This is a genomic window from Amycolatopsis sp. NBRC 101858, from assembly GCF_030269325.1.
Lineage (GTDB): Bacteria > Actinomycetota > Actinomycetes > Mycobacteriales > Pseudonocardiaceae > Amycolatopsis > Amycolatopsis ponsaeliensis.
The window spans coordinates 455,598-478,678 of sequence record NZ_BSTD01000007.1; the positions used below are offsets into that span (position 1 = coordinate 455,598).

At 73.6% G+C, this 23,081-nt stretch carries 18 protein-coding genes; 10 read left to right on the forward strand and 8 right to left on the reverse strand.

Annotated features, from left to right (window positions below; translation table 11 throughout):
* Positions 1 to 66: 66 nt before the first annotated feature.
* Together QSK39_RS45525 and QSK39_RS45530 are read left to right on the forward strand one after the other, a co-directional pair.
* Positions 67 to 3,066, forward strand: a complete 3,000-nt coding sequence (locus QSK39_RS45525; protein ID WP_285484354.1) for an AfsR/SARP family transcriptional regulator — start codon at positions 67 to 69, stop codon at positions 3,064 to 3,066.
* Between the two features lie 5 nt (positions 3,067 to 3,071).
* Complete coding sequence (locus QSK39_RS45530; RefSeq protein ID WP_285484041.1) at positions 3,072 to 4,745, forward strand: glucosaminidase domain-containing protein; 1,674 nt, start codon at positions 3,072 to 3,074, stop codon at positions 4,743 to 4,745.
* Between the two features lie 3 nt (positions 4,746 to 4,748).
* Here the strand turns inward: QSK39_RS45530 and QSK39_RS45535 are convergent, their stop codons facing one another.
* Both QSK39_RS45535 and QSK39_RS45540 read right to left on the reverse strand, forming a co-directional pair.
* Entirely contained in the window at positions 4,749 to 5,360 is a 612-nt protein-coding gene (locus QSK39_RS45535) for a DinB family protein (protein WP_285484042.1), read from the reverse strand.
* Between the two features lie 7 nt (positions 5,361 to 5,367).
* Positions 5,368 to 5,817 carry a MarR family winged helix-turn-helix transcriptional regulator gene (locus QSK39_RS45540; RefSeq protein ID WP_285484043.1) on the reverse strand — a complete coding sequence of 150 codons (450 nt, stop codon included), beginning with the start codon at positions 5,815 to 5,817 and terminating at the stop codon, positions 5,368 to 5,370.
* 114 nt (positions 5,818 to 5,931) lie between these two features.
* Between QSK39_RS45540 and QSK39_RS45545 the strand changes: the two genes are divergently transcribed.
* Positions 5,932 to 8,346, forward strand: coding sequence for an FUSC family protein (locus QSK39_RS45545; RefSeq protein WP_285484044.1), 2,415 nt, complete (start codon positions 5,932 to 5,934; stop codon positions 8,344 to 8,346).
* A gap of 50 nt (positions 8,347 to 8,396) precedes the next feature.
* Here the strand turns inward: QSK39_RS45545 and QSK39_RS45550 are convergent, their stop codons facing one another.
* On the reverse strand, positions 8,397 to 10,271 hold the full coding sequence (locus QSK39_RS45550) for a Calx-beta domain-containing protein (RefSeq protein WP_285484045.1): 1,875 nt from the start codon (positions 10,269 to 10,271) through the stop codon (positions 8,397 to 8,399).
* 347 nt (positions 10,272 to 10,618) lie between these two features.
* Here QSK39_RS45550 and QSK39_RS45555 point away from each other — a divergent pair, with 347 nt between their 5' ends.
* Entirely contained in the window at positions 10,619 to 11,419 is an 801-nt protein-coding gene (locus QSK39_RS45555; protein ID WP_285484046.1) for an LLM class flavin-dependent oxidoreductase, read from the forward strand.
* A gap of 8 nt (positions 11,420 to 11,427) precedes the next feature.
* Here the strand turns inward: QSK39_RS45555 and QSK39_RS45560 are convergent, their stop codons facing one another.
* Positions 11,428 to 12,642, reverse strand: a complete 1,215-nt coding sequence (locus tag QSK39_RS45560) for an MFS transporter (RefSeq protein ID WP_285484047.1) — start codon at positions 12,640 to 12,642, stop codon at positions 11,428 to 11,430.
* 59 nt (positions 12,643 to 12,701) lie between these two features.
* Between QSK39_RS45560 and QSK39_RS45565 the strand changes: the two genes are divergently transcribed.
* A complete protein-coding gene (locus QSK39_RS45565) occupies positions 12,702 to 13,799 on the forward strand; it encodes an ROK family protein (protein WP_285484048.1) in 1,098 nt (365 codons plus the stop codon).
* Here the strand turns inward: QSK39_RS45565 and map are convergent, their stop codons facing one another.
* From map to QSK39_RS45580, 3 genes are all read right to left on the reverse strand, one after another.
* Positions 13,800 to 14,582 carry a type I methionyl aminopeptidase gene (gene map / locus QSK39_RS45570; protein WP_285484049.1) on the reverse strand — a complete coding sequence of 261 codons (783 nt, stop codon included), beginning with the start codon at positions 14,580 to 14,582 and terminating at the stop codon, positions 13,800 to 13,802. It abuts the gene before it with no gap.
* 100 nt (positions 14,583 to 14,682) lie between these two features.
* Positions 14,683 to 15,672, reverse strand: coding sequence for an LLM class flavin-dependent oxidoreductase (locus tag QSK39_RS45575; RefSeq protein WP_285484050.1), 990 nt, complete (start codon positions 15,670 to 15,672; stop codon positions 14,683 to 14,685).
* A 27-nt stretch (positions 15,673 to 15,699) separates the two neighbouring features.
* A complete protein-coding gene (locus QSK39_RS45580; RefSeq protein WP_285484051.1) occupies positions 15,700 to 16,587 on the reverse strand; it encodes an SMP-30/gluconolactonase/LRE family protein in 888 nt (295 codons plus the stop codon).
* Between the two features lie 141 nt (positions 16,588 to 16,728).
* Between QSK39_RS45580 and QSK39_RS45585 the strand changes: the two genes are divergently transcribed.
* The 3 genes from QSK39_RS45585 to QSK39_RS45595 all read left to right on the forward strand — a co-directional run bounded on the left by QSK39_RS45585 (position 16,729) and on the right by QSK39_RS45595 (position 19,288).
* Positions 16,729 to 17,418, forward strand: coding sequence for a TetR/AcrR family transcriptional regulator (locus QSK39_RS45585; RefSeq protein ID WP_285484052.1), 690 nt, complete (start codon positions 16,729 to 16,731; stop codon positions 17,416 to 17,418).
* A 549-nt stretch (positions 17,419 to 17,967) separates the two neighbouring features.
* Positions 17,968 to 18,264, forward strand: a complete 297-nt coding sequence (locus QSK39_RS45590) for a hypothetical protein (RefSeq protein WP_285484053.1) — start codon at positions 17,968 to 17,970, stop codon at positions 18,262 to 18,264.
* Positions 18,251 to 19,288 carry a ketoacyl-ACP synthase III family protein gene (locus tag QSK39_RS45595; protein ID WP_285484054.1) on the forward strand — a complete coding sequence of 346 codons (1,038 nt, stop codon included), beginning with the start codon at positions 18,251 to 18,253 and terminating at the stop codon, positions 19,286 to 19,288. The genes QSK39_RS45590 and QSK39_RS45595 overlap by 14 nt, the downstream gene beginning before the upstream one ends.
* A 209-nt stretch (positions 19,289 to 19,497) precedes the next feature.
* Here the strand turns inward: QSK39_RS45595 and QSK39_RS45600 are convergent, their stop codons facing one another.
* Positions 19,498 to 19,806, reverse strand: coding sequence for a hypothetical protein (locus tag QSK39_RS45600; RefSeq protein ID WP_285484055.1), 309 nt, complete (start codon positions 19,804 to 19,806; stop codon positions 19,498 to 19,500).
* A gap of 415 nt (positions 19,807 to 20,221) precedes the next feature.
* Here QSK39_RS45600 and QSK39_RS45605 point away from each other — a divergent pair, with 415 nt between their 5' ends.
* Together QSK39_RS45605 and QSK39_RS45610 are read left to right on the forward strand one after the other, a co-directional pair.
* Positions 20,222 to 21,382: a 4-hydroxybenzoate 3-monooxygenase gene (locus QSK39_RS45605; RefSeq protein ID WP_285484056.1), complete on the forward strand. Its 1,161-nt coding sequence runs from the start codon at positions 20,222 to 20,224 to the stop codon at positions 21,380 to 21,382.
* A gap of 15 nt (positions 21,383 to 21,397) precedes the next feature.
* Complete coding sequence (locus QSK39_RS45610) at positions 21,398 to 23,059, forward strand: methyltransferase (protein WP_285484057.1); 1,662 nt, start codon at positions 21,398 to 21,400, stop codon at positions 23,057 to 23,059.
* Positions 23,060 to 23,081: the final 22 nt, after the last annotated feature.

Here is a 23,081-nt window from a genome sequence, read left to right on the forward strand (position 1 = left end):
ACCGGCAAGGCTACGTTTGGTCCGGTTCGTCCGGTCGCGGATCCTTGGGGAGGGGACGGCTTGCGGGTGGGATTGCTCGGTGCGGTCGAAGTGCGGGACGGGGACCGGGCCGTGGTGCTCGGCGGCCCGAAGCCGCGGGCCCTGATCGCCGTCCTGGCGCTGCACGCCGGGCACGCGGTGTCGCTCGACCGGCTGGTCGACGCGCTGTGGGAGGACAGCCCGGCCGCCGATGTCCGCGGCGCGCTCTACACGTACGTCTCGGGGCTGCGCCGCCTGCTGGGCGACGTCGTCGTCCGCGACGGCGGCGGCTACCGGCTGGACCTGCCGCCCGAAGCGGTCGACGTCGAGCTGTTCACCCGCACGGTGGCCGAAGCCCGCGGCGCCGGCGACCCCGCGGAGACCGCCGAAAAGCTGCGTTCGGCGCTGGACCTGTGGCGCGGCCGCCCGCTCGACGGCGTCACCGGGAGCTGGGCGGACGCCGAGCGCGCCCGGCTGGAGGAGCTGCGCCTGGTCGCCGTCGAGGAACGGCTCGCCGCCGAGCTGACGCTGGGCTGGGGTGACCGGCTGGTCGGCGAGCTCACCGCGCTGACCGGGCAGCACCCGCTCCGGGAACGGCTGCAGGCCCACCGCATCACCGCACTGCACCAGGCGGGCCGCCGCACGGAGGCGCTGGCCCACTACCGCGCCGTGCGGGCCGGGCTGGTCGACGAGCTCGGCGTCGAACCCGGCCCCGAGCTGCGCGCCGCGCACGAGCGGGTGCTGCAGGCCGACGACGCCGACGCGGCCGCCGGTGGGCCGGCCGTCGCGGTGCCGGCCCAGCTGCCGACCGACATCGCGGACTTCACCGGCCGCGGGGACGACGTCCTCGCCCTGGCCGCGATGCTGTCCGGGCAGCCGGGCACGGCCGTGCGCGTGGCCGCGGTGTCCGGCCCGCCCGGAGCGGGCAAGAGCACGCTCGTGCGGCACGTCGCCCACCAGGTCCGCGCCGAGTTCCCCGGCGGGCAGCTGTACGCCCACCTCGCCGGCACGCGCCCGGCCGCCGCGGATCCCGCGGACGTCCTCGGCGGGTTCCTGCGGGCGCTCGGTGTCCCGGAAGCGGCGGTCCCGGCGGGGCTGGACGACCGGATCGCCCGCTACCGCTCCGAGCTGGCCGGGCGCCGGGTGCTCGTGGTGCTCGACGACGCCGCCGGCGAACAACAGGTCCGGCCCCTGCTGCCGGGCGGCCGCGGGTGCGCGGTGCTGGTCACCAGCAGGCAGCGGATGGGTGCGCTGGAAGGCGCCCACCAGCGTGAACTCGGCGTGCTGTCCGAAGAGGAGGCGGTGCGGCTGCTCGACGCGGTGGTCGGCGGCGGGCGAGCCCGCCGGGAACCGATGGTGGCGGCCGAGATCGCCCGGCTGTGCGGCCGCCTGCCGCTCGCCGTGCGGATCGCCGGTGCCCGGCTGGCGGCGCGCCCGCAGTGGCCGCTGGCCCAGCTGGCCCGGCGCCTCCGGTCGGAACGCACGGTGCTGAGCGAACTGCGCGTCGGCGACCTCGAAGTGCGGGGCAGCCTGGCGCTGAGCTACGCCGGCCTGTCCGGGCTCGCCCGGACGGCGCTGCGCCGGCTCGGGTACCTGGAGCTCTCCTCGTTCGCCTCGTGGCTGCTGGCGCCGCTGCTCGGGTGTTCGCCCGCGGTGGCCGAGGACGTCGTCGAGCACCTGGTGGACAGCCGCCTCGCGGACGCCTCGGGCGAGCGTTACGCGCTGCACGACCTCACCCGCGCCTTCGGCCGGGAACGCGCCGAGGCCGAAGAAACCCGCGAAGAGCTCGAGTCCGCGGTGACCCGCGCCGCCGGCGAATACCTGGCCCTGATGGAGCACGCGGCCATCCGGATGCCCGGCGCCGCCGAGGTCATCGCCGCCGAATCGGTGTCCACATTGGACGACGCACTGGTCGCGGACCTTCTCGCCGAACCGGAGCGGTGGTTCGAAGCCGAGCAGGCCGGCTTGGTCGCCGTCGTCGAACGGGCGGCCGCACTCGACCTGAGCGCGCTCGCCTCCCGGCTGGCCGCGGCTCTCAGCTCGTCGTCGTTCGCCCTCACCAACCAGTTCAGCCTGTGGTGGCGCACGCACCAGGCGGCCCTGTCGGCCGCGGAGCGCACCGGCGACCGGGCGGCGGAAGCCCGGCTGCTCGGCGGGCTCGGGTGGCTGCGCTACGAACAGGACCGGCTCGACGAGTCGGCCGACTACTACGGCCGGGCCCTCGCCTGCTGGGTCACGGCGGGCGACCTCCCGCAGCAGGCGCGGACCCGGCTCGAGCTCAGCCGCGTCCACCGCGAACGCGGCGACCTGGCCGACGCGATCGCGCTGCTCGACGAGACCATCCCGGTGCTGCGGGTGATGGACGACCCGGTGCTGCTCGCCCGCGCCCACCACACCGCGGCCCTGACCCACACCGAACGCGGCGACCTCCCGGCCGCCTGGAGCGCCGGCGACCAGGCGCGGCGGAGCTACGAACAGCGAGGCGACGACCACGGCGTCGCGCTCGTGCTCCGGTCGCTCAGCCTGGTCCGGCGAGCCGAAGGCGACTGGGACGCGGCGATCGGGCTGTGCGAGCGCGCGCTCGTCGTGCTGAACCGGATCGGCGACCGGCTGATGATCGCCTACACCACCCAGGCGCTGGCGAAGGCCCGCTTGCGCCGGGGCGACGCGAGCACGGGCCCGGCCCTGCGGGACGGCCTCGCCGTCTGCAACGAGATGCAGGACAGCTTCGGGCAGGCCCTCATCACCCGGACGCTCGGCGAGCTGGAGCTCGCGAAGGGGCATCCCGCCGCGGCGAAGAGCCACCTCGAGCACGCGTTGCAGTGGTGGGACGCGCTGAACCTGCCGTTGTGGCGGGCGCGGACCCTGCGCGACCTGTCCGTCGCCCACATGGCGGCCGGGGACCCGGCGGGAGCCGACGCGGCCTGGGCGGAGGCGTCGGCGATCTTCGCCCGCCACGGCAGCCGCGAGGCGGCCGAGCCGCGGCCGTCCGCGGTGCCGTCTCAAAACCCGCTCACAGGTTCTCCGGAGACCCGCGCCGCACGCTGAGCACCATGACCAGAACCCACGCCCGGCGGCGCCTCTTCACGGTCGCCGTCACGTTGTTCGCGGCCCAGTTCGCCGGTGGCATCGCCCAGGCGGCACCGCCACCGGACGCCCCCGCGGTGATCGCCGACGCCGCACGGGACGGCGAGACGGCACCGGTCGCCATCGCGGCCGGCAGCCAGGAGGACTTCATCAACGCCGCCGGGCCCGCCGCCCAGCGCGGCCAGGCCGAGTACGGCGTGCCCGCGTCGGTCACGGTGGCGCAGGCCATCCAGGAATCCGCCTGGGGCACGGCCGCACCGAACAACAACCACTTCGGCATCAAGTGCTCGGGCGGTGTCCCCGGCCCGATCGCCACCGGGTGCGCGCGGCTCAAGACGTTCGAGTGCAACCCGGACGGCACCTGCTACGAGACCTACGCCGACTTCCGGACCTACGCGTCCATGGAGGACTCGTTCCGCGACCACGGCCGGTTCCTGCGCGAGAACACGCGCTACGCCAACGCCTTCGCCTACACGGGCGACCCGGACCAGTTCATCCGCGAGGTCCACCGGGCCGGCTACGCCACCGACGTCAACTACTCGACGACGATCATCAACCTGATGGTCACGTACGACCTCTACCGCTTCAACACGGCCGCGAACCCCGCCCTCGCACCCACCCCGGGTGCCCAGGGCACCTACAACGGGCTGACGGCGTCGGTGGAGATGTTCACCCGCGACACCGACGGCCTGCTCGCGCACACCTACCTGAGCCCCGACGGCCGGTCGGGTGCCTGGAGCACCCACGGCGACTGGCACATCGTCGGCAAGCCCGTGTCGGTGTACAACCCGAACTCCGGTGCCGTCGAAGTCTACGCCCGCGACACCAAGGACCTGCTGATCCACACCTACATCGGGCGCGACGGCCAGTACGGCCCGTGGGACGTCGTCGGCGACTGGCACATCACCACGCCGCCGGCCGCGACCTACAACCCCCGCAGCCGCGCGATCGAGGTCTACGGCCGGGACGTCAGCGGCCTGCTCATCCACACCTACCTCGGCAGCGACCTCAAGCACGGCCCGTGGTCGGTGGTGGGCGACCGGCACTTCGAGGGAACGCCCTCGGCGGTGTACAACCCGGTGTCGGACGCGGTCGACGTCTACGCCCGCGAGACGACGACCGGCGCGCTGATCCACACCTACCTGGGCAACACCGGGCAGCACGGGCCGTGGAGCGCCGTCGGCGACCGGCGCATCACCGACGACCCCGCCGCGGTCTTCAACGACCAGCGCCGCTCGGTGGAGGTCTACGCCCGTGAGACGACCGGCCTGCTCGTCCACACCTACCTCGGCAGCGACCTGCAGCACGGCCCGTGGAGCGCCGTCGGCGACTGGCACGTCACGGGCACCCCGGCCGCGGCGTACAACCCGAACTCCGGCGCGGTCGAGGTCTACGGCCGCGACGTGAACGGCCTGCTGATCCACAACTACCTCGACCGCGACGGCCGCACGGGCACGTGGTCGGTCATCGGCGACTGGCACATCACCGGCACCCCGACGGCGGTCTTCCACCAGTCCCGGCGCTCGATCGAGGTGTACGCCCGCGACACCTTGGGCCTGCTGATCCACACCTACCTCGGCCCGGACCTCCAGCACGGCCCGTGGTCGCTGATCGACGCGGACCACCACATCACCGACTGAGGGTCACCCGGGATCCTCCGCACGGTGCCGGCGTGACCCGGCGCCGTGCGGAGGCGGCTGAACGGCTTCCAGGCACCGCCGGATGTCGTCCAGGTGGTGCGTGACCTCGTGGGCGGCCTGGCGGACCAGCCACCGGGCCGTGCGCTCTTCGCCCGGGAGGCGGGTCACCGTGCGGTCGAGATCCGGTCGGGTCAGCCGCCCGATCTCGTCGGTGAGCCCGGCCGCGCAGGCCGCCAGCTCGTCGCGTACTCCGTCGAGGGAGCGGTCGTTGTAGCGGAACCGCCGGGCCCGCAGGTCGTTGAGCATCGGCTCGAGCACCGGCCGGTCCTCGGTGCGGGCGCGGTGCAGCCGGATCGTGTACGTGACGCAGACGTCGCGCAGGTGGACGAGGTACTCCAGCGCCGACCAGCGGTCCGGCCGCGGACGGCGCCGGAGGTCCGGCAGCGACGACTGTCCGAGCACGGCGTCGGCCGCGCCGGGCAATGCGGCGATGAGCGCGGCGGCCGCCTCGATCGTCAGCGCGGGGTAGGCGATCCCGCACCCGGCGCAGACGTGGTCCTCCCCCGCCAGCGGCGGGATCGCGGTCCGCCGCCGGGCGGCTGTCTCATCGGGCACGGCCACCTCACTCGGGGAGCAGGCTGACGTCGTACTCGCGGGCGACGGCCTGGTTGTACCGGGCGAACGACTCCCCGATCACCCTCAGCTCGTCGTCCGGGACGCCGGCGAACATCGCGGCCAGGTTCGCGCGCCGGCGCTCGTGGACCCGGTGGGCGCGACGGCGGCCCTCCTCCGTCGCCACGACGATGCTCCGGCGGCGGTCCTCCGGGGCCGGGGTCCGCTCGACCAGGCCGGCCCCCGTCATCGCCGAGACCTGACGGCCCACCGTCGACGGGTCCAGGCCGAGCTTCGCCGCCAGCGTGGTGATGTCCGCCGGCCCCGTCACCTCCAGGGTGCGCAGCAGGAGGTAGCCGGCGCGGTCGACCTCGTCGTAGACGTCGGTGCGGCGGCTGAGCAGCTCGAAGTTGCGCACCATGACCGCGGTGTGGGCCTCGATGAGGTCGAGCGCGTCCATGCCGTGAAACCTACCGTCCGGCCGATTGCCCGGCCGCAGCCGATGTCGGTATCCTACCGATAAATACCGGCATGATACCGACATCTTCGGCGAAAGGCGCGGGACGTCACTCGAATGGGAAGCGCGACGGCGACCATCCACCGGATCAGGGACAAGGCGATCGGCTCCGATCCGGGTCTGACCCGGCTGTGGAGCGCGACCTCGGCCGCCGTCGCCATGACGACCGGCCTGGCCGTCGAATACGGCTACGCGACGCTCACCGGCGCCGGGCCGCAGGCCACCCTGGTCGCCGTCCTGCTCGGCGCCATCACCGCGATGATGGGCTCGATGGCCCTCTCCGGCACCGCGGTCTGGCCGAAGGTGCGCAGCGCCGCCCTCTTCCCGGTCGCGATGGGCCTCGGGATGGTGCTCGGCGTCCTGGTCGCCCCGCACACCGACCTGATGCTCGCCGTGTTCGTCGTCGTGATGTTCGCCGCCGTGTTCGTCCGGCGCTTCGGCATCCCGTTCTTCTTCTACGGCTTCATGGTCTGGATGGGCTACTTCTTCGCGGCGTTCCTGCACGCCACCCTGGCCGCCCTGCCCGCCATGCTCGTGGCCGTCGTCATCGCGAGCGTCTGGGTGCTGCTGCTTTCGCTGACCGTGCTGCGCGGCAACCCGGCCCGCACCCTCGCCCGCACCCGCCGCGCGTTCGGCGCCCGGGCCCGCGCGGTCGCCCGGCGCTGCGCCACCCTGCTGGCCGACGGCCAGTCCCTGCGCCGGGTCCACGCGGCCCAGGTCCGGCTCGCCGAGTCCGCCCTGATGATCGAGGCGTGGTCGGCCGAGGTGCCCGTGCTGCCGGACGCCGTCCCGGCGGCGGCGATCCGGCGCACGACCATCGACGCGCAGCTCGCGATCGACCTGCTCGTCACCGCCTGCACGCAGGCAGGCGCCGAGCCGGACCGGGACCTCGTCGCCCGCGCCGCACACGTGCTCGACCTGTTCGCCCGCAACGACTACCCCGCCGCCGGGCGCGCCGCCGAAGCGCTCCTGGCCCGGGCGGGCACCTCCCCGGTCCGGCTGATCGCCGTGGCGGTCACCGACTACCTCGACGTCGTCCGCCGCGCGGACCGCGACGGTCTCGGCGGCACCGGCGACTTCGAGCCCGCGGTGACGATCGCGCTGGGCGCGCTGCCGGGTTCGGCCGCCGCGGCCGGCGACGTCGAACCCCGCGGCCGCGCGTGGAACCCCTTGCGCCGCTTGGACTTCACCACCCGGCAGGCCGTGCAGGTCGCGGTGGCGGGCGGGCTCGCGATCGTGCTCGGCCGGCTGCTGTCCGAGCAGCGGTACTACTGGGCGGTGATCGCCGCGTTCGTCGCGTTCACCGGCACGGCGACCCGGTCGGAGGTGGTCCTCAAGTCGGTCAACCGCGTGCTCGGCACCCTCGTCGGCCTCGGCGCCGGCATCGCGCTCGCCCACCTGACCGCCGGGCACACCGCCGCGGTGCTCGCGGTGATCGTCGGCAGCATGTTCTGCGGCTTCTACCTGCAACGCCTGTCCTACGCCTACATGATCTTCTTCGTCACGATCATGGTCAGCCAGCTCTACAGCGTGCTCAACGAGTTCTCCCCCGGCCTGCTCGTGCTGCGGCTGGAGGAGACGGCGATCGGCGCGGCCGTCGGCGTCGGGGTCGGCCTGCTGCTGACGCCGCTGAGCACGCGCGACACGGTCCGCACCGCCGAACGCGCCCTCGCGCGCACCCTGGCCGAGCTGCTCGACGCCGCGGCGGACCGGATCGAAGGCCACGCCGGCGTCCCCGACCTGGACGCGCGGATCCGGGTGCTGGACAACGACCTGCGCCAGCTGCGGCTGGTGGCCGCACCGCTGGTGGCCGCCGTGCCGTGGGGTGGCGGTTCCCGGACCACCCGCCACCGGCTGACGCTGACCGCGACGCTCGTGCAGCACACCCACCGGCTGGTCGCCCACCTGCGCCGCGGGCGCGCGGCCGATCGGTCCCTCGCCGTCCCGGCCCGGGCCCTGGCCGCCGTCGCGACCGCCGTCGCCGAGCCCGGCGGGCCGGACCTGCTCTCCTCGCTCGGCCGGGCGGAAGCGGCCCTCACCGGGCACTGCGCCCGGGCGGACGAACCCGCGCTGCTCGAGCTGATCCACCTGCGCCGCCTGGTGCACGAGATCGCCACCGGCGCGGAACCCGGCCTGCTCGCCGAACCGGCCCCACCGCGCGTCACCCCGGTCCGCGGCCACGTCCACGGCGCGGCCGGTTCGCCCCTGCCGGGTGCCACCTTGACCCTGGTCGACGCGAACGGCAGGCAGACCGCCCGTGCGACGTCGGCACCCGACGGCGGCTTCGCGCTGGAGGCTCCGCGCACCGGCTCCTACGTCCTGATCACCGCGGCGGCCCGGCACGCACCGGCCGCTGCGACGGTCCTGGTCCACGGCCGCGAAGTCGTGCAGGACATCTGGCTCACCGCGGCCGGGCGCGCCACCGCCCCGGTCCGCCGGCAGTGCCACCGCCAGGACGTCCGGCGCCGCTGAACGGGAGCCGGGGCGGGCGGAAATCCGCCCGCCCCGGGGTGTTCACCGGATCAGCGCCGGCAGGGGTTGCCCGCCGGGTGCGCGGCACTGCCGTGCACGTCGGCCTGGGACTCCGCCAGCACGATCTTCGCCAGCGCGGTGTCCAGCGCCACCGCCTGCTGCTTCACGACGCCGCCCGCGACGGTCTGCCCGTTCAGCTTCAGCGTGCCGATGACCAGCGGGATGGTCAGCGGCGCCGAGCCGACCGTGACCGAGACGCCGTTGATCTTCAGCGACGCGACGTTCGAGCTGCCGGTCAGCACCGGGGCGAGCCCGCCCGTCGCCGGCTGGCAGGTCGCCGCCGCCTGGGACTGGATCACGCCCAGCTCGATCGTGAGCCCGATCGTGCTGATCACCGTCTTGTCGATCTTGGCCGACGCCTGCGCGTGGTCACCGGCCGCCGGGGCCGCGGACTGGTTGTCCGGGCTCAGGTCGGTCGCCGAGGTCAGCGCGTGGGTCTGCACCTTGATCAGGCCGGCGTTGAGCGTCGCGTCGAGGACGGTCTTGCTGTCGTCGGCGCAGGGCAGGTTCTGCGGGTTCGCCACGGCGGCGGTGATGCCGAGGACGTTCGCCGCGGTCCCGGTGCAGGAGAAGGCGCCGTCGCGGTCGTCGTCGACGATCGTGCCGACGCCGGTCGGGTCCACCAGCCCGGCGCCGGCCGGGGCGGAGAGGTTCACGGTGAACGTCTCGTCCGGCTCGTCGACGGTGTCGGGGTTGACCAGCACGGTCACCGGCTTGGCCGTCTCACCCGGGGCGAAGGTGAGGTCACCGCTGGTGGCGGTGTAGTCGGCCGGGGCGCCGGCGGAGCCGTTCGCGGTGGCGTAGTGCACGGTCACCGGGTTCGGGCTCGCGCCGCCGAGCAGCGACACGGTGAAGGTGGCCGGCACCGGGGCGCCGCCGGAGCCTTCGGCCACCGTGACGTCGTTGACGGCCAGGCCGAGCACGCGCACCGTGGTCGTCTCGACGAAGCCGCGGGACACGCCGTCGACCAGGTAGTCGACCGAGCAGTGGTAGGTGCCCGGGGCGGCACCGGCCGCGGCCGCGATCGTCTCGGTGAACGTCGCGACGTCACCGCTGGGCACCTTGACGCTCGCCGGGGCGTTGGTGAGCGTCAGCTGCGGGTCGCAGCCGGTGACGTGCGGGGCCACCGTCACCTCGATGGACTTGATGCCGTCCAGGATGGCCTGGGACACCTGGTTCGAGGGGACGTTGTTGAGCAGCACGCCCCCGGTGGCCTCGGTGATGGCCGTGGCCTGGCCGGTGGCGTCGAGCGCGCCGACGTTCACCGCGACGACCCGGATGTTCGCCGCCTTGAGCGCGGCGATCGTGTCGGCCAGGGTGTGCCCGCCGCTGGGGTCGTGCGACGGCGCGTCGCCGAACCACGCGACGATGCGGGTCCCGTCCGGGCGGAACGAGACCGCGCCGGTGGCCAGTTCGTAGAGGGCGTTGAGGTCGGCCTCGGGCCCGTCGCCCCCGCCGCCCGCGGCCCACTGGTTGATGCCGGTCTGGACCGCGCCGGTGTCCCCGGTGATGCCCTGGTTGACCTTGAACGGCACGGAGTCGGAGAAGTCCTTGTACTCGGCGACGCCGAACTGCGCGGTCGGCTGCGCGGCGAGCACGTCCCCGGTGATGGCGTTGGCGTTCGCGCGGACGTTGGTGATGGCGCCGCCCATGCTGCCGGTGGTGTCGGCGAGCAGGACGAGGTCGGGGTTCGGCGGCACGGCGGAGGTGGTGACGTGCTTGGTGACGGTGGTGCTCTGCCCGGCGGAGAGCGTGAGGTCGACGGTGGCCGGGTCGACCCCCGGCGGGGCCGCGGCCGCCACCGCGGCCGGGGCCAGCAGCGCGCCGACCGCGGTGAGGGCGACGAAAACTGATCTTCGTGACATGGACTTCCCTTTCGAGCACCGGCGGCAGGCCGGATTCGGTGTGGGGTGCCTGGGAAAGACGAAAAGCGCGGGAATTCGTTAGCCGGGTCGGCGAACGTCACCCGGAGCGCCCTGTGTCAAGTCCCTCAACGGGCTAACGAGGGGAAACCCGGCCTACGCAGATCATGGCGTGAATACGCCGAAGGATGGGAAACACCGGAACTGCGTCACGCTCCAGAGCGACGGGAATCGCGCATTTCGGCACGCCGAGTGTCGCCATTCCGGCGGAGGCAGCGCGTTTTCCGGGTTTCGGCGCCCGAATTACCACCGGATGTCGTAACGCGCCCGGTCTGGGTAGCGTGCCGGGCATGACTCCGCAGCACGCGCTCTGGCTCCCGCTCTTCGACGAGCTGGCCGACCCGGCGCTCGTCGCCCGCCTCGCCGCCGATGCCGAAGAAGCGGGCTGGGACGGCTTCTTCGTCTGGGACCACCTCCGCTGGCGCGAGCCGGTGGCCGCGGTGGCCGATCCCTGGATCACGCTGGCCGCGATCGCCACCGCCACGTCGCGGCTGCACTTCGGGCCGATGGTCAGCGCGATCACCCGCCGCCGTCCCGCCAAGCTCGCCCGCGAGACCGCCACCCTCGACCGCCTTGGCGGCGGCCGGCTCACGCTCGGCGTCGGCCTCGGCAGCGACCGGTTCGGCGAGGAGTTCTCCCGCACTGGCGAGGAGTGCGACGACCGGGTGCGCGCCCGCATGCTCGACGAGGCCCTGGACATCCTGGCCGCGGCCTGGTCCGGCGAGGTCGTGGACCACCGCGGCGAGCACTACACGGTGGCCGGCGTCCGGTTCCTGCCGACGCCGGCGCGGCGGATCCCGGTCTGGGCGGCGGGCTTCCCCGGCAAGCTCAACCCGATGCGCCGGGCCGCGCGCCTCGACGGCTACTTCCCGGTGAACCTCGACTCCGCCGATCGCTTCGCCGAAGCCGTGGCCCAGGTCGAGGCGCTGCGCACCGGAACCGGGCCGTTCGACTACGTCGCGGAGGTCGAACCCGGCCAGGACAGCGCGCCGTACGCGCGGGCCGGCGCGACCTGGCTGCTGACCGCCTTCGCCCCGGAAGCGCTTTCCGTCGACCACGTGCGCGGCGTGCTGCGCGACGGCCCCCACTGAGCCACCGCTCAGGGCACGAGCTGGTCCACCGGTGTCCGGGCCGCGCGACGGCGATCCACCGCGAACCCGGCCACCGCCAGGACGAGCCCGATCGCGCTCACCGCCACCCCCGCCCACGCCGTGGCGCGGTAACCCAGCCCGGTCGCGATGACCACGCTCCCCAGCGCCGCCCCGAGGCTGTTGGCCGTGTTGAACGCCGACTGGTTCAGCGCCGCGCCCATCAGCTGGGCGCCCGGGGCCACCGCGATCAGCCGGGCCTGCAGTACCGGGCCCAGGAACAGGATCGTCCCGCCGATCAGGAACGCGCCGGTGAACAAGCCGAACGCCGAGCCCACGGTCAGTCCGAAGTAGACGTTCGCGGCGATCACCGCGGCGAAGCCCACCACCATGGCCCGCCGCAGGTTCCGGTCGGCCTGCCAGCCGCCCAGGAAGTTCCCGGCCGTCATGCCGAGACCGACCGCGACGAGGGCCCACGGGACGGCGCCCGGGGACAGCCCGGTGACCGACGTGGTGATCGGCGCGAGGTAGCTGTCGACGGCGAAGAACCCGGCGATCCCGATCGACGCCGTCACCGCGACGAGCCACACCTGCGGGCTGCGCAGCGCGCGCAGCTCGTCGGCGGGCGACCCGCCCGCCGCCGGCGCGTCCGGCACCGTGGCCGCCACCGCCACCAGGGCGAGCAGGAAGACGCCGGCGATGAGCAGGTACGCCGTCCGCCAGCCGGCGGTCTGCCCGAGCCGGGTGATCACCGGGACGCCCGCGACGTTGGCCACGGTCAGCCCGCTCAGCACCACGGCGAACCCGCGGCCCTCGCTGCCCGGCCCCATCAGCGTCGCCGCCAGCAGGCCGGCGGCCCCGAAGTACGCGCCGTGCGGCAGGCCCGCGGCGAACCGGGCCACCAGCACCAGGCCGAACGTCGACGCCACCGCCGAGGCGACGGTGCCGAGCACGAACAGCACCAGCAGCCCGAGCACCAAACGTTTGCGCCGCATCCGCGCGGTGATCGTGGCGAGCACGGGCGCGCCCACGACCACGCCCAGCGCGTACGCGGTGATCATCCACCCCGCCCGCGCGACCGAGTCCGGTTCGGCGTTCCCCAGCACGCTGCGCGCGATGTCCGGCAGCAGCCCGGCCGGCACGAACTCGGTCAGCCCGATCGCCACCGAGCCGAGAGCCAGAGCCAGCAGGGCCGCCCACCGGCGCCGCCGGGAGAGATCATCCATTCCGGCGACTTTAGCAACGCTGTTGCGTTAATACCAGATCCCGGCGGTAGGGTGACGCCGTGCACCTGGCTTTCCTGCGGGACTACCACGAAGCGCTGGTGATCGCGCTGGCCCGGACCGTGCCCACGCTCGAACGCGGCACCGTCGCCGAGCTCACCGGGCTGACCCCGCAGGCCGTGTCGAAGGTGCTCGCCCGGCTGGTCGACGAGGGCCTGCTCGAACCGGCCGGCGTGCGGCGCCCGGCGCGCGGCAAGCCGGCCGCGGTCTACCGCCTGGTCCCCGGCAGCCGCCACGCGATCGGGGCGCACGTGACCCGCCGCGAACTGCGCCTGGTCCTCGCCGACCTGGCCGGCACCGTCCGCGCTTCGGTCGCGACACCGCTACCGGCCGACTTCACGCCGGACCAGCTGCTGGACGAGCTGGCGGCCGGCGTCACGGCGATGATCGCCGAGCACCGCCTCGCCACCCCCGAGCTCGCCGGGGTCGGCATCGGCATGATCGGGCCGCTCGACCAGTCGACCGGCACCGTCCGCGGCGCCCACCGGCTGCGGCACTGGCGTGACGTCCCGCTGGCCGAACTCGCGCAGCGGCGCCTGGGCCTGCCCGTGGTCCTGGACAAGGACGTCACCGCCGGCGTGACGGCCGAAGCCTGGCGCCGCGGAACGTCCTTCCGCGACGCGGCCCTGGTCGTGGTCGACGCCGGGGTCGGCGCCGGCCTGTGGCTGGGCGGCGCCGCCCACCGCGGCTCGCACACCAACGCGAGCGAGTTCGGCCACGCGGTCGTCCAGCTCGACGGCCCGCGCTGCGCCTGCGGCCGGAACGGGTGCCTGGAAGCGGTCCACGAGCAGGCACCCGACCCCGCCGCGGCGGCCGCGGTGCTCGCGACCGGCGTGGTCAACCTCCTCCAGACCCTCGACCTGGGCCACATCGTCCTCGGCGGCGCGGACCTGCTCCCCCACGGCGAGCTCTACCGCGAAGCCGTCGAACACGCGGTGCGCACCCAGGTGCCGGGCGCCGACTGGCTCACGGTGGAGGTCTCCCTGACGTCGCTGGGCACGGACGTCGTGGCGGCCGGCGCGGCCATGCAGGTGCTCAACGCCCGCCACGGCTTCCCGGACCCGACCCGGCCCCGCGAGCCCGCGGTCCTTCGCGGGTGACTACCCCGCGACTTCCGCCTCGCGCCGGGTGAGCACCAGCGGCGCGTCCTCGGTGACGGCGATCGTGTGCTCGGAGTGGGCCGTGCGCGAGCCGTCGGCCGAGCGGATGGTCCAGCCGTCGGGGTCGAAGACGATCCGGTCGGTCGTGCGGGCGAACCAGGGTTCCAGCGCGAGGGTCAGCCCCGGCCGGAGCTTCAGGCCGCGGCCCGGGTTGCCCTTGTTGGGCACGTGGAGGTCCTCGTGCATGGTGCGCCCGATGCCGTGGCCGCCGAACTCCGTGTTGACCGGGTAGCCGTACTCGGCGGCCACCGCCCCGATCGCCGCCGAGACGTCGCCCAGGCGGTTGCCCGGGCGCGCCGCCTCGATCGCCGCCTCCAGCGCCACCTCGGTGGCGCGGATGATCCGCAGGTCCTCCTCGGCGGCCGTGCCGACGATGACCGTGCGCGCCGAGTCGGCCGCCCAGCCGTCGATGCTGACCGCGAGGTCCGCGGTGACCACGTCGCCGTCGCGCAGGACGTAGTCGTGGGGCAGGCCGTGCAGGACGGCGTCGTTGACCGACAGGCAGATGACGTTGCGGAACGGCCCCTTGCCGAAGGAAGGCGCGTAGTCCCAGTAGCACGACTCCGCCCCACGCCGCTTGATCATGCCGCGGGCGTGGTGCTCCAGGTCCAGGAGGTTGACGCCCACGTCGGCGAGCCGGCCGACCTCGGAGAGTACTTCCGCCACGAAGCGCCCGGCCACGTGCATGCGGTCGATCTCCGCAGGCGTCTTCAGTTCGATCACGAGTACCTCGCGTCCCAGGGTGTCGGTATAGTTATACCGACACCCTAGCCGCTCGCGACCGGCCACCGCCGACGCGGCCCGGGGGAAGCCCGCCCGCCGGTCACCCGGTCGCGGCGGCGAAGAACCGCTCCAGCTCGGCCCGCAGGTCGGGCCCGCACGGCTGGAACACGATCTCGGTGACACCCCGGGCGGCGACCTCGTCCAGCCGTTCCCGGATCTGCTCGGGCGTGCCGCTCATCGTCACGTCCCGCACCATCTCGTGGCCGCCGGCCTTCCACGCCGCCTGGTCGGCCTCCCCCAGCTCCACGCAGTGACCGGTGTGGACCGCGAGGTGCCGCTGCCCGGCCGGCGTCCGCTCGACCACCGCCAGCCACTCCGGGCCGCCCGGGAGCTCGCGCACGGCGGCGGGCCCGCCGAATTCGTAGGCACCGTGGTAGGCCAGCGCCCAGCCGGGCCCGGCGGCCTGGCGCGCGTGCTCGGTGTCGGTCGGTTCTCCTTCGTCGAACACCGTGCCCCACACGAGATAGGGCACCCACGAGTACTCGCTCATGAACTCGGGCAGCTGCAACGTGACGTACAGCCCGTCGCCGAGGTCCTTGGCCACCCGGTGTCCCTTAGGCCCCAGCGCCCCGATCAGGACGGGGACGTCGACGGGCCGGGCGGGCGCGTGCCCGGCGGGGTGCAGCATCCGCATCCGCGCGCCTTCCCATTCGACGACGTCGCCCTGCAGAAGCCCGCGGTAGGCCCGGATGTAGGAGTCCATGTAGGACCAGGTGATCGCGCCGTACCCCATCGCGCGGCGGCCGGTGAACCCGGTGCCGAACGAGACCGCGACCCGGCCGGGCGCCAGCGCGGCGAGGGTGGCGGTCGCGGCGGCGTTGACCATCGGGTGCCGGAGGCTGGGCACCAGCACGCCGGGGCCGAGCCCGATCCGCTCGGTCCGCTCGGCGGCCAGCGCGAGGGTCATCCACACGTCGGGGCTCTGCTGCGGGGTGTCGTAGACCCACGCCCGTTTGTAGCCCAGCTCTTCGGCGACGACGATGTCGTCCGGAGTGGCCAGTGCGGTCGGGAAAGCGCAGGAGACGTCCATGGGGCCCTCCGTTTCGGCGGGGTCGGTTCAGGGCAGGCCGGCGTGCGGGACCTCGACGCCGACCGCGAGCAGCTGCGCCTCGCGCACCGGACGGCGTTCGTGCTCGGCGAAGGACGGCGCCGCGCAGAGGAAGAGCGTCCGCCCGTCGTCGCCGCCGAGCATGCAGGCGAAGACCCCGGTGCCGGCGTCGATCTCGTCGAGGATCCGGCCGCCCTCCTGAACCCGCAGGACGCGGTTGTGGACGGCGTCGGCCACCCAGATCGCGCCTTCGGCGTCGGCGCAGATGCCGTCGGGGGCCACTTCGAGGCGCTGCACCGCTTCTTCGACGTCGTCGGTCTCCGGGGTCTGCCCGAACTGCGCCCACACGCGGCGTCCGCTCAGCTCGCCGTCCTCGCCGATGTCGAAGGCGGTCAGCCGCCCGGCGAAGGTCTCGGCGACGACCAGGACACCGCCGGGCAGGATCACCATGCCGTTGGGAAAGCCGAGGTCCTCGGCGGCGACGGCGACGCTCCCGTCCGGGTCGACACGGGTGAGCGTGGTGTAGCGCAGCGGCGCGCCCCCCATGAGGTCGAAGCCGAAGTTGCCCACCCAGGCGCGGCCGCGGTCGTCGACGACCATGTCGTTGAGCACCCCGGAGACCACACCGGACAGATCGGCGTGCTCCGCCAGCTTTCCCGACCCGTCGCGCACGAGGATGCGGTGATCGCGCATCGAGACGACGAGCAGGCGCCCGTCGGGCAGGAACCCGAGACCCGAAGGCTGTTGTGGCACTTCGGCGACGACCTCGATCCCGCCGTTGCCGTCGATCGCCACGACCCGCTCGGTGTAGAAGTCCGACACCCACAGCCGCCCGTCGTGCCACCTCGGGCATTCGAGGTAGGAGAAGCCTTCGAGCACGACTGACGGCTGTCCCATCGCGACCCTCCTCGCGTCGTCGTCGACCGGTTTCGGGGTGTTTCACTGGTACTAACTGAGCGCACAGTTACCATGACTGCGAGGCCGGGACGTGTCAAGTCCGAGTCGGCGCGCCCGGCCCCCGAGGAGGGGAGCGCAGCGATGCCGGAGAAGAAGCGCGGCGGCGGAAGACACCCGGCGGCGGCCGCGATGGAGCTCACGACCAGCCTCGGCCCCGAGACGGTGCCCGCCGAGTTCTGGGGAGAGGACACTCCGCCGGTGGCTCGCGCACTGCTGTCGTCGGCCGTGCAGTGCTTCGCCCGCAAGGGTTTCCACGCCACGACGACCCGCGACATCACCACCGTCGTCGGCCTCAGCCCGGGCTCGCTGTACGTGCACTTCCCGTCGAAGGAAGCGGTGCTGTTCCGCATCGCCCGGACCGGCCACGAGCGCGCGCTGGCGGAGTTGCGGGCCCAGCCCGACGACGGCGACCCGCGAAGCCACATCCGGCGCCTGGTGGCCGGGCACGTGTCGTGGCACGCCCGCCACCACACGGTGGCCCGGGTCTGCCAGTACGAACTGGCGGCGCTCGAGCCGGAGCACCACGGCGAGATCCTCGGCCTCCGGCAGCAGTTTTCCGCGACGATGCAGGCGGTCGTGGAACGCGGAGTCCGCGAAGGCGCTTTCGACGTACCGGACATCGACCGCGCGGTGCGCGCGATCCTGTCGCTCGGCATCGACCTGGTCCGCTGGTACCGCCTCGACGGCGCGGACTCCCCCGAGGCCCTCGGCGAGTCGTACGCGGAACTGGCGGCCCGAATGCTCGGCTCCCCCGGCGGCCCGCAAGCCTGACGCGCCCGGTTCGGCGAGTGGCTCGTCGTTTGGACGGAGGCCGCGCGGTGTTGCGATGAGGTGGCGCGCTTCCCCGCTCGGGCCGAAGCTCCAAGCGCGGGCAGCACTTCGACGGCAGATCACCTCCGCGTCCGCGACATCCCCGACGAGGAGCCCCGACCATCCTGCCGCGCCCGGCCCGGCGAGTGGCTCCCCGTTCGGCCGGAGGTCGCACGGTGTCGTGATGAGGTGGCGAGCTTCCCCGCTCGAGCCGAAGCTCCAAGCGCGGCCTGACGCGCCCGGTTCGGCGAGTGATCACGTACACGAAGAGTAACCACAAGCCGAAGGAATCTCACGACCTACTTCGGCGAAAACCGAGCTGTTTTCAGGAAATCCGCTTCCGTATCAGCCCCGCCGATCACTCTGTGTATCAGGGGGTGACTCGGCGCGCATGATCATCACGGTAGGTTTCACGGCGTTCCCAGGGACCCCGACGATGCGGTCCCCACTTCCCCGTCAACAGCGCGCGCCCCCGGGTGTGTGCTGTTCGCCGTGCCGAAAGGAAGTTGCTTGACCGCCACGACGTTGACACAGGTGCTGCGCGAAACCCATGCCACCGCCGGGACCACCCGGCTGGTCGTGCGCTGGGACCGCGAGACCGGCTGGGCGCACCTGGCCATCGCCGTTCCCGGCTCCGGCCCCGTTCGCTTCGGGGGTTTCCACCGGTTCTCCGGGGGAAGCGCCGAAGCCGTCGCCGCCGAGCTCGCCGCCCTCGGGTGCGTGTCCGCTCCGCCGCTGCACCTCGACGACACGCTCTCCGAAATCGAAGCCGTGCTGCCGGAGGTGACCCCGGATGCGCGTGGATGACCTGCACCTCACCGGGATCGGCACCGACGTCGGCGCGCTGACGCCGGTCGCCGAGCCGCTCGCGGCCGGTGAGTTCACCTCCGCCGACGCCGACCGCACCGGCCAGCTGTCCACCGCCGTCTCGACGCTGCCGGGCCCGGAACTGGCCGTCCGCGCCGGACGGGAAGCGTTGCGGCAGAGCGAACTCACGACCGGCGGGGCCGCGTGGCCGACGCTGTGCCTGCACGCCGGGATCTACCACCCCGGCATCGACTTCTGGCACGCCGCGTCCTACGTCCGCGACCAGCTCGGCCTCGGCGCCGGCCCCGGCCTCACCCTCGAGCTCGGCGCGATGAGCAACAGCCTGGTGGCCGGGCTGGACATCGCGGCGAGCGTGCTGCGCGGCCGCCCGGACCACGACGCCGCGCTCATCACCGCCGGCGACCGGTTCGGCGCGCCGGGCTTCCCGCACTGGAGCACCGACACCGGCATCGTCTACGGCGACGCGGGCAGCGCGGTCGTCCTCTCGCGCCGGCCCGGCCTGGCGCGGATCCGCGCGATCGCGTCGTTCACCGACCCGTCGCTGGAAGGACTGCAGCGCGGCGACGAACCGTTCCGCACGGCCAGCGTCACGGCCCACCGGTCCCTCGACATCCGGCGCCGCAAGCGGCAGTGGCTCGGCCGGCACGGCGGTCCGGCGCACGTCGACACCCGCAACGCCGACGGGGTCACGACGGTCGTGAAGACCGCCCTGTCCGACGCGGGGATCGACCTGCCCGACATTGCGAAGATCTGCGCCCCGCACTACGGCCGCCGCCTGGTGCACACGCAGATCCTGCGCCCGCTCGGCGTGCCCGAAGACCGCACGATGACCGAGCTGGGGTTGCGCGTGGGGCACCTCGGGGCCAGCGACCAGATCGTGGCGCTCGACCACCTGCTCCGGACCGGCGAAGCGAGCCCGGGCGACCACGTGCTGCTGCTGGGCATCGGCGTGGGCATGACCTGGACGGCGGTCGTCCTGCAGCTCGGCCCCGCCTGCCGCTGACGGTGCGGGCGCCGCTGCGGCGCCCGCACCTTCCGGAACGCTTCGGCAGGATCGCGTGAACCCCGGCACGGACCGCAACCACTGCTCCACCCGGCGGGAACCCACACCGACAGCAGCTGCCACACCTCGTACGCAACGGCGTCCACAGTGGACGGACAGGCGCGGCCGGACGAGACCCTCTACTTCCACGACCGCAAGGCCCGCGCGCTCTACTCCCTGCCGATCCGCTTCGACGGGACGTAACCGGTCCTCGGCGGAGCGCGGAAGTCGAGCTCGTCGTCCAGCGCGGCTTCGACCTTCGCCGCCGCGCGGACCAGCGCCCGGTAGCCGAGCACCGCGGCACCCCCGAGCACGAACACGGCGGCCATCGCCCAGAAGTCACCGCCGTCATCGGCCGGCACGACGGCGACGGTGACCACGGCGAACAGCAGCCACCGGTTGCGCACGGCGGGCCGCAGCCGCCACCGGCCACCGAGCTCCCGCCTGCCGACCAGGGACATCGGACCATGAGCACTCACGGGCGACCGACCTTTCGTCCGGGACCAGGCACGGAAGGTGACCGATCACGAATGGGAGACGCCCCGACAGTCGCGAAATCCACCGTCGGAGTTACCAGTTTCCGCCCGAACGACCCTTCGTAAGCACCAGTCCACTCGAAAGAGTGAGATGCAAAGTTGTTGCATTCTCGTGACACGGGCTCCGGATTGTCTTGTCGCCAATAACTGTTTCACTTTGCCCGGCGAATTCCGCATCGACGGCGGGGCTGCGAGTTCGTGGATCCCGGTCCGCAGCGGGCCGCCAATCTCGTATGGGTGATCAATCGCGCCACGATGCCGGCTTGCGCGCCGCGCCGACCCGAACCTGGTTAGGTCTGCCCCCGGGCGGCCCGGGGTGGGCCGCCCTTCTTTTGGGAAAGGAACGGGCCCGCAACTCATGGCCGATCGGACATCGGTGCTCATCGTCGGTGCGGGGCCAGCCGGGCTGGTGCTCGGCAACCTGCTGCGCGCCGCCGGGATAAGAACGCTCGTCCTCGAACGCGGCAGCCGGGAACACGTGCAAGCCCGGGCGCGAGCCGGCTTCCTCGGTGCGAACAGCGCGCGGGTGCTGACCGAGCACGGCCTCGGCGCCGGGATGCTGCGCGACGGCAGCACCCACGGCACCTGCGCCTTCCGCGACGACGGCGGCGAGTTCGAACTCCGGTACGACCGGCTCGGCCGCGGCGAACAGCACACCGTCTACCCGCAGCACCGGCTCGTCACCGACCTCGTCGACGAATACCTCGCGCGCGGCGGTGAACTGCGGTTCGGCGTGACCGTCACCGACGTCGACACCGAAACCGCGACCGTCCGCTTCCGCGACGACCAGGGCGGCACCGGCCAGGTGAGCGCCCGGTTCCTCGCGGGCTGCGACGGCAGCAACGGTGCCACCCGCCGGGCCGTCCCGGCACCGGCCCGCTGCGCCCGTGACCACGGCATCTCCTGGCTGGCCGTCCTCGCCGAGGCACCCCAGAGCATGCCGGCCGTCACCTACGCGCTGCACGGGCGCGGGTTCGCCGGCCACATGGCGCGCAGCCCCTCGGTGACCCGCTACTACCTGCAGGTCCCGCCCGGCGACGCCGCCGAAGGCTGGACCGACGAGCGGATCTGGGCCGAGCTCGCCGTCCGCATGCGCACCGGGGAGTTCGGCGAACTGCGCCGGGGGCCGGTCACCGAGCGCCGGATCGTGCGCCTGCGCTCCGACGTCGTCGACCCCCTGCGGCACGGCAGGCTGTTCCTCGTCGGCGACGCCGCGAGCCTGATCAGCCCGTCCGCGGCCAAGGGCGCCAACCTGGCGATCATGGCGGCCGAGGTGCTGGCCGCCGCGCTCGCCGACGCCCTCCTGCGCGACGACGAGCGCGCCCTCGCCGCGTACTCCCGCACCTGCCTGCCCCGCATCTGGCGGGCGCAGGAGTTCTCGCACTGGATGATCGGCCTCCTCCACGACCCGGCCGGCGCCGGGACCTTCGGGTCCGCCCTGCGCCGCACCCGGCTCGACAACCTGCGCGATTCCCGCGCACACCAAGACTTCTTCGCCGAGAACTACGTCGGCATCTGAGCAACAGGAGTGCCCATGACCGCGACGCTCGCCCCCGCGCTCGCCCCCGAGGACCTCGACCGCCTCACCACGGCGAGGGACCTCGTCCGCACCAGCGACACCGCCTCGGTGCTCGCCGCGGCCCTGCCGTCGCTGCCCGCCGCCGAACGGGCGGCGTTGGCGGCACACGCACCCTTCTCGCACGTCGGGTTGCTCGTCTTCCCGAGCACCCTCGACGGGCTCGGCGAAGAACTGGCCCGCCACGGCCTCGAGACGGGGCTGATGAGCCACAGCGTCGTCGTCCGGGAGCGGATCGCCCGCCGCTACGGCGTGCCCGCCGTGGACCTGACGGTCGGCATCCTGCGCGCCCCGGTGACCGACCACGCCGGCCGCCCGTGCGCGCTGGAGATCTTCGTCCTGGTCACGCCGCCGGACCTGGCCCACATCGCCGCCGACGAACGCCGGCACGGCCACGAAGACCACTTCGCGCTCGCGGTGCCCCGGGCCGACCCGATCGTCCTCGACGGACTCCGCGCGGCGATCGCCGGGCAGCTGCGCCCGGACGGCGGCGGCTACAACGGGCACGAAGACGCCACCGTGCTGTACTTCCGCGACGCGCACCACCCCGCGCCGGCCTACCGGCGGCTGGAGCTGCTGTGCGCGGGCGAGTTCCCGCGGGTGCTCGCCGCCCACCAGCGCGACTCCGAGCCCGGCACGGAACTGCTCGGGCTGCTGACCGGCGCCTGGGCGACGCAGGCCGTCTCGACGGCCGTCGAGCTGCGCCTGCCGGACCACCTGGCCACGACCGCCGACCTCGGCGTCCTGGCCGCGGCGACCGGCACCGACCACGAGAGCCTCGGCCGGCTCCTGCGGTACCTGGCCACCCTCGGCGTCGTCCGCGCGACGGCGGCGGGGTACGTGCTCACCGAGGTGGGGGCGCTGCTGCGCTCGGACGTCGAGGGGTCCATGAGCGCCCTCGCGCTGATGTACGGCGGCCCGTTCTACCGGTCCTTCGCCGCGCTCACCGACGCCGTCCGCACCGGCGAGGAGTCGTTCGCGAAGGTCTTCGGCGCGCACCACTTCGCCCACCTGGCCGCGAATCCGGACCTGGCGGACCTGTTCCACCGGTCGATGGCGGCCAGCAACGCGATGTTCGCCGAGCTCACCCGCGTCGCCGACTTCTCGGCCGCCCGGGTGGTCGTCGACGTCGCCGGCGGCAACGGCGCGCTGCTGTCACGCGTCCTCGACGCCCACCCCGCGACCACCGGCGTGCTCATGGACCGCCCGGAGGCCCTGGCCGTCGCCGGGCCGGCCCTGGCGAAGCACGCGACGCGCTGCACCCTGGTGGCCGGCGACTTCACCGAAGCCGTCCCCGGCGGCGGTGACGTGTACCTGCTGTCCCGCGTCCTGCACGACTGGGACGACGAGCGGTGCCACACCATCCTGAGCACGTGCGCCTCCGGCATGCCGGACGGCGCCGAGCTCCTGATCGTCGAGCGCCTGCTGCCGGCGGAAAGCGGGACGGCGTCGCTGGCGGTGCCGTGGGACATCCACATGCTCTGCAACGTCGGCGGCCGCGAGCGCACCGAGTCCCACTACCGCGCGCTGCTGGCCGGCGCGGGCTTCGAGCTGACCGGCGTCCGCCCGCTGGCGTTGGACGCGTACGTCCTGCGCGCGGTCAGGACGGGACGACGGTAGACCCCGGTGGCCGCCGACGTGG